This window comes from Dysgonomonas sp. HDW5B (assembly GCF_011299335.1).
Lineage (GTDB): Bacteria > Bacteroidota > Bacteroidia > Bacteroidales > Dysgonomonadaceae > Dysgonomonas_A.
Genome location: NZ_CP049858.1, coordinates 3,718,495 through 3,732,424, shown reverse-complemented (window position 1 = coordinate 3,732,424; position 13,930 = coordinate 3,718,495). Strand labels below are relative to the sequence as shown.

Sequence of the window (13,930 nt, the reverse complement as noted above, 5' to 3'; positions counted from 1 at the left end):
ATGGTTCAATTAGTTGTCTTTGTAGTCTCTTTCTGTAATTTATATAAAATAGGTAAAGTATAATATACATCAACATCTTTTCCTCCTTGCTTGCCGGGAGTCCATTTGGGCATTGCACGCACAACTCTCATTGCTTCCTCATCACATCGTGAATCGAGGCCTCTTATAACAGATACATCTTTAATATCTCCGGTTTTTGTTACAACAAAACGAAGTACAACTCTTCCTTCAATGTTTTCTTTTGCTGCCGATTCGGGATACTTTAAATTTGTACCGATATATTGCATCATAGCACTTTCCCCTCCGGCGAACTGAGGCATTTGTTCAACCATTACAAAAGGAGGTAACTGGTCTTCCGATGTTGTAGGGTTTTCGGTTAAAGACGCTATTTCGACTTTTTCCTTTTGTTGCGAAAATGTATTCTGAGCATTCCCTATCAGCATTAGAGCAATAATGGGCAATGCCAACAAATACTTAAAAGATAGAATTCCTGAGGTTCTTTTTTTATTAATCATAGTAATACGTTTTTTTAATTGTGAAACATTAAAATTGTTAACAATCTGTATAGTAGCGCTAGGTTTTATAACTTGTAATAATAAATACTGGTATTTTTTTGCCTCTATGCCTTTTTCAAGAACTCCTTTATCGGCTAGATATTCGAGGTTTATTTTGATCTCTCTTTTTAATAACCACGCAATGGGATTCCACCAAAATAAAATACAAAACAATTCGCTAAGGAGTATATCAAAAGAATGAAACTGATCGGCATGCTCTTCCTCATGAGCCATCATTACATCTACATCTTCCTGTTTAAAACCATTGATAGGTATAAATATCCAATTGAAAAAAGAAAAAGGTGTTATTGTCTTATCAAGGCTGATTACCGTATAATTAAGGCTGGTTTGAGAGTAATTTATAAGTCTGAGCTTTATTATTAATAATAGCTTAATAATTAACCGGACAAATAATACGATTATTCCACTAATAAGAATCAATAATAGTAAATTGTTCATTCCCAATGCAAACGTTTGATCATTAGCAACGGGTAAATTATCTGTCACCTCTATTTGAGGTAGTATTGCCTCATAAATAGCTATATTATCGGCGGTAGCTATGTTCAATTTACAGAAGGGGTAAACAAGTGAAAACAAAACGATGAATAGAAGGTAAAACCGTTTGGCTTTATTAAAAGTATCGTTTCTAAAGCATAATGCATATAACCCATATAGTAGAATCATAGCTAGTGATGCTTTGACTGCATATGATATGATTAGATTTTCCATGGTACAAAATAGATTAGGTAATTAGCTTTTCCGCCCTTCTTCTATCATACGGATTATTTCTTCCAGATCAGAGGAGGATATTTTTTCTTCTTTTGCAAAAAATGATACTAGCTCTTTGTAAGAGTTTTCAAAATAACTTTTTACAATTCCCGACATAAATACTTTCTTATACTCATCTTCTGCCACTCGAGGAGAATAAACATTCACATTGGCATATCTTTTAGAGTTTAAATATCCCTTCTGCTCGAGGTTTCGCACTATCGAAGCTACTGTAGTATAAGGAGGTTTAGGCTCTTGCATTTCATTCACAATATCTTTCACCACACATTCTTTGAGCTGCCAGATATGTAGCATTACTGTTTCTTCCTGATGAGTGAGCTTTTCCATACAATTAATTATTTCATTTACGTAAAACTACTATTTTTTCGTAAAAATACATATAGTTTTCAGATATACAAGAGAACTACTTAAAAATAAAGCCATTCGCCTTATTTTTTTATTTTATCAATAATATACCTTTTAGTTGGGAAAATAGGCTGAAGTATTTTATACGCCTCGTTTTTTTCTTCCGAAGTAGCCTCCGAATAGATATTAACCAGCTCATCGAGCTTAGTATCGCCATAAAAAGAGAGTATCGCAGATGAGGGACGGGCTTTGTATATAGTCTGCAAATCGGGAATTGTGGCAATTACTCCTGCACGCCCACGTGAAGGGTTGGCAGCCATCTCATCCAAACCTTTGCGGTGATAATTGTACCACATGGAGTGAAATACCGAAGAACTCTCCTCTGTCAGAGCCAAAGCCATAGCATATCTGTTTCGGTCTCCACCGAAAGGAGCCCACCCTTTGGTATTAAGCGACTGGGCATTATTCACAATCTGCATTGCTTTTTCATAATAAGGCTTGCCTCCATTCAAAGCATAAGAGTCAAAATCGAGACCTAAGACTATATAAACATAGTAAGCAACGGTAGCTACCAGATTGCTATTTATATTATTCTCTATATATTCTAAATTTTCACCCAATAAATAACTGAATTCAAATTCAGTATCCCTATAATTTAATAGTGGAGTATTGTATGTTGCATTGTAAACAGGACGATTTACGATGATCTGAATTTCGCCTTTATAAGAATTCTCCTGAACTTCATTAATGGTAATCAGAATAGAGCCCTCAATCAATTCATTGACAGCAAAAGTCGCATCCGTCCATTTTCGATCATTCACCAACTGATTCAAAGACTCTTCAATTTTATCAAACACGCTTTTGTCTGTACCCTGAATCTGGCTTGTATTGAGAGTTACCTTCATATTCAGCTCTTGGGCTTTTATTAAGCCGGAACCCGAAATAAACATGCAGAGTATATATAAAGAGTATAACTTTTTCATTCAAAACATTATTAAGTAGTGTACAACTATCTATTGTGAGCTTAGAACAATCCAAAATCAATGGACAAAACTTTAAACTCGGTTCGTCTATTTACCTGGTCTGCTATTTCCTGTTGCTCAGGAGGTAAAGCGAGTATGAACTCTTCGGTCAAAACATCACCAACTTTTAAGAAATCATATTTTTTGGCAATACTCTTGGTTACCACTTTGGGTTGCAACTTACCATATCCGGCTACAGTCAACCTGTCTTTAGATATTCTGTGTGCAATAAGATAATCGACCACTGACTGTGCTCTTCGCTGAGACAATCGCTGATTGTATTCCTGTGTTCCCTTACGATCGGTATGTGCAGATAATTCGATAGTAACATTTGGATTTATTTCCAATAATTCGATAAGGTCATCTAACTCTTTTTTAGATTCTTCCCGCAAAGCGGCTTTATCGAAATCATAAAATATATTTTCAAGCACAGCCGGTTTATTGATTGCATACATCACAAAATCAACATAATAAATAGAGTCTTTCTCAGTTTCAACAGTTCTTAAACTCATTTTAGTATTTAAGTATCCTTCGGCACTAGCCAAGAATACATAATTGACTCCTCTCTGCACATCTAAACGATATGTACCATTGGGTTTTCCTCCAAATTTTTCATTAGTACCATTATTACCTACAACCCTGATCGTGGGATTCGGAACAAAGTCATCATCCTTGTCAACCACATACCCCTCAACAGCCACTCGGACAATAGGATATTCAAAAGAATAGATATGATCTAATCCTCGTCCATCTCCTCTGTTAGAACTGAAAAAACCGGCTTCTTTCTCTCCTTCAAACGTAATTCCAAAATCATCTCCCTGAGAATTTATTAGAGAGCCCATATTTTCGACACTCCACTTTTTTGTTTTCTTATTTAATGTAGCCTTGAAAATATCCAAGCCTCCCATTCCGGGATGACCGTCAGAAGAAAAATAAAGTGTAGAGTCGTTTCTTACATAAGGAAACATTTCATCGCCTGCAGTATTTATATCGGGTCCTAAATTCTCGACAAAGCTCACTTCATCACCAAACATACCTGCACGCCAAATATCTTTTCCACCATACCCTCCTGGCATATCCGATACAAAATATAAAAAATCGCCTGCCGGACTTATAGCCGGATGTGCATACATAGACATTGTATCTGTTAGGACTGCAAATTTCTCCCCTTTATTAAACGAACCGTCTGCTCTCTGTGATTTATAAATAACTGCATTTGTAGACCAATCAGTCTCCTGCTTACTAAACGTATAATACATATTATTGCCACTAGCCGAAAACGAAGGTGTACCCTCATCGGCTTCTGTATTAACGGGTCCTGCCGATTCAGGTTTCATCCACTTTCCGTTTTCATCCTTACGGGCAACAAAAATATCATTGTTCTTCATTCCTGTGATAGCACTTTTAGTATCACCCAGAACATTATCTCTGTTAGTTGTTATGTACAAAAGATCATAATCGGGAGGCAACAGCATGGGACTAAATTCTCCGCGAGGCGAGTTGAAAATATCCATCCTCTTTACAATGTATTTGGTCGGATTCTTTTTCATTTCCTCAGCCATTTCCGCCCCTTTCAACCCATTCAAGGCAAATTGGTTATCGGGCATTGTTTTCAGAAACAATTTATATTGCTCGATAGCTTGTTTGTATTTTCCGTCTTTGTGCAAAGTACGGGCATATTGCAGCCTGATCAAACTATCAGTAGGATTATAGCGGATAGCATTAACATACGCAGCATTGGCTAATGCTACATTATTGATAAGACGAAAACTTTCTGCCTGACGGTAGGCTATACGGCCTCTCAGCTCTCGGTTTTTAGTCGGAGTTTTTCTGTATAGCTTACGATACATAGATGCAGCTTCAAAATATTCTCCATTTTTGAAATGACGATCGGCATCCGATAGTTTAACCGGTTTACAGGAAAACATAAAGACACCCAATCCCAAAATAAAAACTAAAAAACAATATGATAAGCAGCGATATTTCACCATCCGAAATTTAATAAATTAAAGTCCCCATCCTATTCAATACATGAGCGGGTAAATAGCCAGAGACAGTTATAATTATAAAGTAGAGCAATAAATATGAGTATTGCTTGTATTATGCAGTCACAAAGTTATAAATATAACTGATTTTCATCATACTAGAAACTCTTTTTTGACGAAATTTGCGTTAAAAGTTATCTCCAAAATTATTTTAATTTTTGTAAGTCAAAGAGATAAGTTATCTTTGTACAAGTTTAAATATTAGAACTTATTTATGAATAAATTCATTCTCTTCTGCATTTCTTTTACAATTATTTTCGCTTCATGTAAGTCGGGAAATGATAAAGATTTCAGCAATATATCAGTTTTAGTTGACGAGGCCGAAGTTATTATAAATAAATATGATAACAATGTACAAAGTGCCCTCGACAGCAAAAAATACGATTACATAAAAGTGGTTTCGCAAGCGGCTATGGATTCTTCGAATGTCAAAATCAATGATCTTAAAAACCTGATTTTATCTCCTCCGACCGAAGAATTACGTATCTCGGCTATAGCATATATCAAATCGTTGCAAAAAATAATAAATGCGCAAGAATTGTATACAACTATATCAGATACAACCTCAACAGATACCGCTAAGGACTTGGATGCCAATTTTCGCGAAACAGTAGAGCATGCTAAAAAAATGCACGAAGCATACGCCACAAAATTAAATACTCTAACTAATTAATATTATATAAATAAATAGACGATGAAAAAATTATTATTACTGCTTTTACCATTATCATTAGTTCTTACTTCTTGTGACAAAAAAGTAGATCCTGTAGCATACAATGACAGCTTGGTAAAATACTCGGAAGATGCAGAAAAACGCTTGGAAGATCTTGATAATAAAATAGATGCTTTTTTTGATAGTGAAGAGTTTTCTGCTGAAGAATCAGCTAAACTGGTTGAAGATATGAAAGTTGTTAAAGACAGCATTCAAGGAGATTTGGATAAAATTAAAACCATGCCTAAACCAACTGATGCTGATGAATTTCATAATGTAACAATCGCATACGTTGAATCATTAATTGCTCAGGTAAATATTTACAGCGAACAATATTCGAAATTATCAAATGATATGTCAGAGGAAGAGTTAATGAAAATGGATGATGTTGTCAACAAATCATTAGAGGATACTCAAAACAAATTAGATGCAATGATCAAAGCTCAAACTGCATTTGCGAAAGCAAACAATATGCAGTTGACTACAGATTTTTCAGGTTCAAAATAAAAGACCTAAATATTTTATACCTTTGAACACAGATTTGATGATAGTCAAATCTGTGTTTTTTTAATCTCTATATTGTGATAAAGAATAAACAAATAATAAATGACCCTGTTTTTGGCTTTATAACCATTCCCAATGAGTTTATATCGCAAATTATAAATCATCCCTATCTACAGCGGCTAAGCAGAATTAAGCAGTTGGGTATGGCATCTTTTGCATATCCTGGAGCACAACACACCCGCTTCCATCACACTTTGGGGGCTATGTACCTGATGCAGGAGGTTATAAACAATCTGAGATCAAAGGGTAATGATATAAGTAAAGACGAAGAAAACGGAGCTTTAGCATGTATACTTCTTCATGATGTTGGTCATGGACCTTTTTCGCATGTGCTGGAGCATACTATTGTCAATGGTATTTCACACGAAGAAATATCTCTTCGGCTGATGCAAAATCTAAACATAGAATTAAAAGGTGAACTGGATACCTGCATTGCCATATTTAAAGACGAATACCCGAAAGAATTTCTTCACCAATTAGTTAGTGGTCAGCTCGATGTTGACCGGCTTGATTACTTGCGTCGCGATTGCTTTTTCACAGGAGTAAATGAAGGGAATATAGGCTCGGAACGTATTATTCAGATTCTGGATGTTCGCAACAATAAATTGGTAGTTGAATCAAAAGGTGTTTATTCTATTGAGAATTTCCTTCTATCCAGACGATTGATGTATTGGCAGGTATATCATCACAAAACTGCCATCGGAGCCGAAAATGTATTGATTAATACATTAATGAGAGCAAAGCAAATCGCTAATCAAGGTCATAAGCTTTTTGCATCACCTTCTCTGAATTATTTTTTGACAAATAACATTCAAAAAACAAATTTCACAGACGAATCCCTTCAGCACTTTGTAAATTTAGATGATTCGGATATATGGTGTGCTCTTAAGGTGTGGACCGAATCTGACGATTTTCTCCTGTCAACATTAAGTCAGGCCTTTGTTAACCGAGATTTATTCAAAACCGAAATATTGGCAGAACCGGCTACAGAAGAGCATATCCGTTCCTATATAGATAAATATGTAGATAAGTGGAAACTATCCGAAGAAGCTGAGTATCTGGTCTCTTCGCGAACAGTTACTACCGATATGTATAATCTGAAAGAAAACAGCATAGATATACTCTATAAAAACGGCGAAATAAAAAATATATCGGACGCATCCGACTTATTAAATATTCAACTCCTTTCTAAAAAAGCCGAAAAATATTATTTCTCTTATCTAAGGTTATAAATATTTTACGTTACTTAAATATATAACTTTGCAACATAAGTAATAGTAAGTATTTAATAATACATTTAACGATCTATTATAGTTGAACTTACTACAACAATACATAGTTCTGAGAACTTAATCGAAAAGAAAATAATGATTCAAAAATATCCGTCTGTATTACTTGAAAGTGCTGTAAATGAATTCGCTAAATTACCGGGCGTAGGTCGTAAAACCGCACTGAGATTGGTACTACATATGCTTCGTCAGGATAATAAAACTGTCGAGAATTTTTCGTCGGCACTCCTCAATCTCAAAAATGAAGTAAAATATTGTAAGTCTTGTTATAATATTTCGGACGCCGATATATGTCCTATTTGTGCAAATCCCGCTAGAGATAAATCGATAGTATGCGTGGTTGAAAACATCAAGGAAGTAATGGCAATCGAAAATACATCTCAATTTAAAGGGCTGTATCACGTCTTGGGAGGAATAATTTCACCTATCGATGGTATTGGTCCCGGAGATCTTCAAATAGAAAGCCTTGTAAAACGAGTGTCCGAAGGTCATATTAAAGAAATAATACTGGCTTTGAGCACAACGATGGAAGGAGATACCACCAACTTTTATATTTATAAAAAGCTGGCTCCTTACAATATTAAGATATCTATGATTGCCAGAGGAATATCTATCGGTGATGAAATCGAATATGCCGATGAAGTTACATTGGGCAGATCGATTCTTAATCGCACCCTTTTCAACGAATCATTTAATTTATAAAAACCGAATAAAAGATGCTTGATAAAACACATAATAAATTGAAACTTATATACTGGAGCTGTGTTATAATTATGCTCCTGGCTTTTGTTCTGGATGTACTATACACCAGCAAATACACAGTGCCGATCGAAAATACAGGCTTAGAACGATGGGGAATCATAATAACATTGGGAGGTATTTTTGCTTCATTGAAGTTGCTTCACCCACGTTTAAAGGAAATGAATAAAACAAATGATGAAACAGCCATAAAAAAGTATTTCATCAAATATCTCATTCGCCTAAGTGCATTACTCTCTATTTCGGTCTTTAATTTAGTATGCCTGAATACGACAGCCATCGAAAATTTCAGGTATTTGGCTTTCATTAGTATATTTGCACTGTTTTTATGCATACCTAACAAAACAAGTATAGAGAACGAGATCACTGTTTAACACTTTTAGTGAAAAAATTAAATACTTTCAATTACTTAATAGAATAAATATATGATTATAGCTGTTGATTTTGACGGAACAATTGTAGAACATGAATACCCAAAACTAGGTGCTCCCATACCTTTCGCCATAGATACGCTATTAAAGCTTCAGAAAGACGGACATGTTCTTATTTTATGGACTGTGAGAGATGGTGCTCTTTTGCAAGAGGCTATAGATTATTGTGCTAAGAAAGGACTTACGTTTTTTGCTGCAAATAAAAATTATCCCGAAGAAGATCCGACCAGAGCATCACGCAAACTTACCGCCGAGTTATTTATAGATGACCGCAATGTAGGGGGATTACCTGATTGGGGAGTTATTTATAATGCAGTAAAGGCTGCCGAACGTGGAGAATTTTCGTTCGAAAGAATAATGATGTCTGCCGGAGAAAATCAACAACGCAGACGTCGCAAAAAGAACTTCTTTATCCGTTTAGGAGAGATGTTTGAACGGGATGGCTATTAAAAATCCGACTCAATATATCTTTAGATGAAATTGTCGATAATCATTGTTAATTACAATGTAAAATATTTTCTGGAGCAATGTTTGAATTCTATTTTAGATTCAAACATTGCTTTTGCTTATGAGATTTTTATTGTTGACAATAATTCCACAGATCATTCTATTGAATATTTAAAGAGTAAGTTTACTCAGGACAATATTCATTTCTTAGAAAACAGAACAAATCCCGGTTTCTCAAAAGCCAACAACCAAGCTATACTTTTAGCTAAGGGGGAATATCTGTTATTGCTTAATCCGGATACCGTTGTCGGAGAAAACGTATTATCCAATGTTTGTCTTTTTATGGACTCCACTCCAACATCGGGAGCTGTGGGTGTAAAAATGATAGATGGATCGGGACGATTCTTACCCGAATCGAAAAGAGGCTTTCCTTCACCATGGGCTTCTTTTTGCAAAATATTCGGTCTGTCATCTATATTTCCAAAATCAAAATTGTTGGGAGAATATAACTTGTTATATTTGGATGAAGATAGTATTCACGAAATTTCTATATTGGCAGGGGCATTTATGATGATACGAAAAGAAACGCTTGACAAAGTAGGTTTATTGGATGAAGCTTTCTTTATGTATGGCGAAGATATAGACCTCTCGTACCGAATACAACAAGCTGGCTATAAGAACTACTACTTACCCGAACGTATTATACATTACAAAGGAGAAAGTACCAACAAAGGAGATACTGTCTATATAAATGCTTTTTATGGAGCAATGAAGATATTTTACAACAAGTACTATCCTGATAATAAATTCTTTTCATTATTGGTTCTTGGAGGTATCAAAACAAAAATGGCATTAGAAAAGGTAATGACATTTCTGAAAATATCGAATAAAATGCGAAGTGCAAAAGATCACAAGATTATTACCTATAATAAAGATAATTTCAGCTACGAAGAAATAATTCTACAAATGGATTATAATAAGAAGACGAATATACAATATCAAATATATAGCCCTAAAACGGGGATAACGATTGGAACACATTCTATTAAACAAAAAAACGAATATGTATCTTGAAAATAAAGACCTGAAACTTCGTGCTCTCGAACCTGAGGATTTAGAGAATCTTTACAAGTGGGAGAATAATACCAATCTTTGGATATATGGCAATACTTTGACTCCTTATTCTAAATTGGCATTACGTAATTATATTTCTGAAACCCAACAACAAGATATATACGAAGCAAAACAACTCCGATTGATGATAGAACTCAAATCATCGAATACAGTTATAGGTACTGTCGATTTGTATGAATTTGATTTTCATCACAGCCGTGCAGGAATCGGTATATTAATCGACGAAGATTACCGCAATTGCAACTATGCTTCACAAACTCTCGAAATCATAAGAGAATATGTATTTTCTTTCCTGAAGATCAATCAGATATTTGCGTATATAGCTGTTGATAACCTGCAAAGTATACGGCTTTTCGAGAAATCGGGTTACACGCGTTGTGGAGAACTTCACGACTGGATACGTGATGATTCACTATATAAAAACGTTTATATTTATCAACTGAAATCGTAATTTCAGCATCAATTATTTTATCTATTTGTAAAACAGACCAATATGACATTAAAAGGTAACAATAACCAAAAGAGCAAAAAAGGTGTAACTTTTGTCACTTTTGTAACCTTTTTAATGATTAACTATTGTAAAACAAGATATTAACAAAAACAAAAAAGTAACAGATATGAGTAACCTTTGTCACCTTTCTGATTACCCTGTATAACTTTGACACCTTATTAAAGATTTAAAAATGAAAGAAGATATATTAAAAGCCTGCGAGGTTATGAATGCGGGAGGTATTATACTATACCCTACCGATACTATATGGGGAATTGGATGCGATGCAACTAACGAAGATGCGGTTCGCAAAGTATATGAGCTAAAAAATCGTTCGGATAGTAAATCTATGATTGTATTGATAGACATTCCGGTAAAGCTCGATTATTATTTGGCCGAAGTTCCTGATATGGCATGGGATCTTATTGAAGTATCAGAAAAGCCTTTGACTATTATTTATGACCAAGCACGTCAGGTGGCAGAAAATCTGATTGCTGAAGATGGAACTCTTGCTATAAGAGTAACTAAGGAGAAATTCTCCCAAGAACTTTGCAGACGTTTTCGTAAAGCCATTGTTTCGACATCTGCCAATGTCAGTGGAGAACCTTCGCCACAAAATTTCTCTCAAATATCGGATATTATAAAGAATGGCGTAGATTATATAGTTAGTTTTCGTCAGGAAGAATTATCAAATCCCAAACCATCAAGTATTATTAAATTAGGTTTGGATGGTCAAGTCAAAATAATCAGAGAATAGATTTCAAACCTATTCATTATTACAAATACAAGCACCTGTTTATTCGAAATATAACAATAACTATTTCCGGACTATGAGTAGAATTTACGAAAACCAAACAATCACACAAGAGATATTTCTCGAAGCAGGAATGAATGATATTGAATATTTTGAATGTACGATTGAAAGATGCAACCTGTTTGAGCAAACATTCACCAATTGTATCTTTTCGAATTGTACTTTCAAAAATTGCGATTTATCGATGTGTAAACTCAGTAACACACAATTGAATGATGTAAAATTCGAAAACTGTAAACTCATGGGAGTCGATTTTAGCCGTTGCCCCGGATTTCTATTCGAAGTAAACTTTACTGATTGCATTCTTGATTTTTGCTCATTCGAAAAACTAAAGATGGCAAATACTTCTTTTCGTAAATGCTCAATGAAAGGTGTTGATCTGGCAGGAACCCAACTCCCAAATTCATTGTTCCATCAGGTAAATCTCGAAGAAGCCACATTTGCCAATACCAATCTGAAAGAAGCCGATTTAAGTACTGCTTATAATTTCACAATAAGTCCGACTCAAAACAATCTGAAAAAAGCTATATTTTCAGAGAATAACCTATCGGGATTACTTCGTGAGTTTAGTATTACGATTGTATAGAAGACTTATGCACATTTTCCTAATTTGATCGTTCAAAAGCTTCATTCTTTATATTCTTATTTGTAAATTTGAAGTTCATAAGATTTATAGGTATGTCAGAGAGGAGCACTTTTAACAGTTTTATTGCCTGGAAAAACAGGAATGTCAAAGAACAACATTTTATTATCTTTTTAAGTTTTCTTGTCGGTATCTTAACGGCAGCGGCAGCACTTATACTTAAAACCATAATTCACTCCATACAATATGTTCTTACACATAACTTCAATGATGCACATGTAAACTTTCTATATTTGATTTATCCGGTAGCAGGTATTCTTATTGCCGGACTCTTCGTAAAATATGTAGTAAGAGATGACATCAGTCACGGAGTTACCAAAATACTCTACGCCATATCTCAGCGTAAAAGCTATATAAAAGCTCACAATATGTATAGCTCTATTCTCGCCAGTTCTGTAACCATCGGTTTTGGGGGATCTGTCGGAGCAGAGGCACCTATTGTATTGACCGGAGCTGCCATCGGTTCCAACCTTGGACGTGCTTTTAAAATTGAACAACGACACTTAATGCTACTCATCGGGTGCGGAGCTGCCGGAGCTATTGCAGGCATTTTCAAAGCACCTATCGCCGGATTAGTTTTTGTTATCGAAGTATTGATGCTCGATCTGACAATGACTACTGTCCTACCCTTACTGGTTACATCACTTACGGCTGCCACTTTTGCCTACATGACCACCGGAACGGGAGCTATGTTTAGATATGCTTATGTCGAAATATTTCATCTCGAACGCATACCTTATGTTATTTTACTGGGTATCTTCTGTGGGCTTGTATCGTTATACTTTACAAGAGCGATGAACGCCATAGAAAACGTATTTCGCAAGCTCAATTACTGGCAGAAATTTGCACTTGGAGGAAGCTTACTAAGCGTGCTTATTTTTCTATTCCCTCCTTTCTACGGAGAAGGGTACGATACAATAGAAGCGTTATTAAGCGGACTTAAAGATAATGAGTCTATAATGAACGGTAGTTTGTTTTACCCTTTGAAAAATTCGTCTTGGGGAATTGTCGGACTATTGATTTCACTCCTTATATTTAAAGTATTCGCATCCAGTGCCACTAATGGCGGAGGCGGTACAGGCGGTATCTTTGCACCTTCGCTATTTTTAGGATGTGTTGCAGGATTCGTATTTGCCTATATACTTAACCACTTTCATTTATCACCATTTCTTCCTCACGAAAACTTTGCTCTTATGGGCATGGCAGGAGTTATGGCTGGCGTTATGCACGCTCCATTAACAGGAACATTTCTTATTGCCGAATTAACAGGGGGATATGAACTTCTATTACCACTGCTTATTGTTTCAACAATTTCATACGCAACGATCAAATTGTTCGAACCACACAGTATATACGCCATGCGTCTTGCTAAAAAAGGAGAGTTAATCACTCACCAAAAAGACAAAGCTGTACTTACTCTGATGGATTTAAAATCGCTGATAGAACATAATTTCCAACCCGTAAATCCGAATATGACTTTGGGGGATATGGTAAAAGTTATTACACAATCGTCTCGAAATATTTTTCCTGTGGTAGACGATGCAGGAAAATTGGCAGGAGTCGTATTGATCGATAACATACGAAACATTATGTTCAGACCCGAATTATATGATAAGTTTAAAATTACTCGCTTTTTAGTATCACCTCCGGCAGTTATAAGCATCAATATGCATATGGAGGAAATCATGTCATTATTTGATAAGACAAAAGCTTGGAATCTGCCTGTTATCGATGAAAATGGAAAATATCTGGGTTTTGTATCTAAATCGAGCATATTAAACAACTATCGAAAAGTACTGGTTGATAACTTCTCTGAACGCGATTAAGCTTTATATAGACGTTTTTATTCAAGCAATAAAAGACGATAAAGACTTGTGATAAATTAAGATATA

The 13,930-nt window shown here is 35.2% G+C and carries 15 protein-coding genes; 11 read left to right on the top strand and 4 right to left on the bottom strand.

The window, feature by feature from the left end; all coding sequences use genetic code 11:
• Window positions 1-5 precede the first annotated feature (5 nt).
• From G7051_RS15375 to G7051_RS15360, 4 genes are all read right to left on the bottom strand, one after another.
• A complete protein-coding gene (locus G7051_RS15375) occupies window positions 6-1,283 on the bottom strand; it encodes a M56 family metallopeptidase (protein ID WP_166201632.1) in 1,278 nt (425 codons plus the stop codon).
• A gap of 21 nt (window positions 1,284-1,304) precedes the next feature.
• Window positions 1,305-1,670, bottom strand: coding sequence for a BlaI/MecI/CopY family transcriptional regulator (locus tag G7051_RS15370; protein ID WP_166116853.1), 366 nt, complete (start codon window positions 1,668-1,670; stop codon window positions 1,305-1,307).
• A gap of 101 nt (window positions 1,671-1,771) precedes the next feature.
• Window positions 1,772-2,671 (bottom strand): DUF4835 family protein, encoded by a 900-nt coding sequence (locus G7051_RS15365; protein WP_166201630.1) that lies wholly within the window; start codon window positions 2,669-2,671, stop codon window positions 1,772-1,774.
• A gap of 41 nt (window positions 2,672-2,712) precedes the next feature.
• Window positions 2,713-4,638, bottom strand: coding sequence for an OmpA family protein (locus G7051_RS15360; RefSeq protein ID WP_255493256.1), 1,926 nt, complete (start codon window positions 4,636-4,638; stop codon window positions 2,713-2,715).
• Window positions 4,639-4,969: 331 nt separating this feature from the next.
• Here G7051_RS15360 and G7051_RS15355 point away from each other — a divergent pair, with 331 nt between their 5' ends.
• The 11 genes from G7051_RS15355 (at window position 4,970) to G7051_RS15305 (ending at window position 13,864) form a co-directional block, all read left to right on the top strand.
• Entirely contained in the window at window positions 4,970-5,428 is a 459-nt protein-coding gene (locus tag G7051_RS15355) for a hypothetical protein (RefSeq protein ID WP_166201626.1), read from the top strand.
• 21 nt (window positions 5,429-5,449) lie between these two features.
• A complete protein-coding gene (locus G7051_RS15350; protein ID WP_166201624.1) occupies window positions 5,450-5,974 on the top strand; it encodes a hypothetical protein in 525 nt (174 codons plus the stop codon).
• Window positions 5,975-6,048: 74 nt separating this feature from the next.
• On the top strand, window positions 6,049-7,263 hold the full coding sequence (locus tag G7051_RS15345) for an HD domain-containing protein (protein WP_166201622.1): 1,215 nt from the start codon (window positions 6,049-6,051) through the stop codon (window positions 7,261-7,263).
• A 135-nt stretch (window positions 7,264-7,398) separates the two neighbouring features.
• Window positions 7,399-8,022 (top strand): recombination mediator RecR, encoded by a 624-nt coding sequence (gene recR / locus G7051_RS15340; protein ID WP_166201620.1) that lies wholly within the window; start codon window positions 7,399-7,401, stop codon window positions 8,020-8,022.
• A gap of 14 nt (window positions 8,023-8,036) precedes the next feature.
• The gene (locus G7051_RS15335) at window positions 8,037-8,453 is read left to right on the top strand and encodes a hypothetical protein (protein ID WP_166201618.1); all 417 of its coding nucleotides are present in this window, start codon (window positions 8,037-8,039) and stop codon (window positions 8,451-8,453) included.
• Between the two features lie 51 nt (window positions 8,454-8,504).
• Window positions 8,505-8,960, top strand: a complete 456-nt coding sequence (locus tag G7051_RS15330) for a BT0820 family HAD-type phosphatase (RefSeq protein ID WP_166116839.1) — start codon at window positions 8,505-8,507, stop codon at window positions 8,958-8,960.
• Window positions 8,961-8,984: 24 nt separating this feature from the next.
• Window positions 8,985-10,031: a glycosyltransferase family 2 protein gene (locus tag G7051_RS15325; protein ID WP_166201616.1), complete on the top strand. Its 1,047-nt coding sequence runs from the start codon at window positions 8,985-8,987 to the stop codon at window positions 10,029-10,031.
• Complete coding sequence (locus G7051_RS15320; RefSeq protein WP_166201614.1) at window positions 10,021-10,542, top strand: GNAT family N-acetyltransferase; 522 nt, start codon at window positions 10,021-10,023, stop codon at window positions 10,540-10,542. Before G7051_RS15325 ends, G7051_RS15320 begins: the two co-directional genes overlap by 11 nt.
• Before the next feature lie 232 nt (window positions 10,543-10,774).
• Entirely contained in the window at window positions 10,775-11,338 is a 564-nt protein-coding gene (locus G7051_RS15315; RefSeq protein ID WP_166201611.1) for an L-threonylcarbamoyladenylate synthase, read from the top strand.
• Between the two features lie 73 nt (window positions 11,339-11,411).
• Complete coding sequence (locus tag G7051_RS15310) at window positions 11,412-11,981, top strand: pentapeptide repeat-containing protein (protein WP_166201609.1); 570 nt, start codon at window positions 11,412-11,414, stop codon at window positions 11,979-11,981.
• Window positions 11,982-12,073: 92 nt separating this feature from the next.
• Window positions 12,074-13,864, top strand: coding sequence for a chloride channel protein (locus G7051_RS15305; RefSeq protein WP_166201607.1), 1,791 nt, complete (start codon window positions 12,074-12,076; stop codon window positions 13,862-13,864).
• Window positions 13,865-13,930 lie beyond the last annotated feature (66 nt).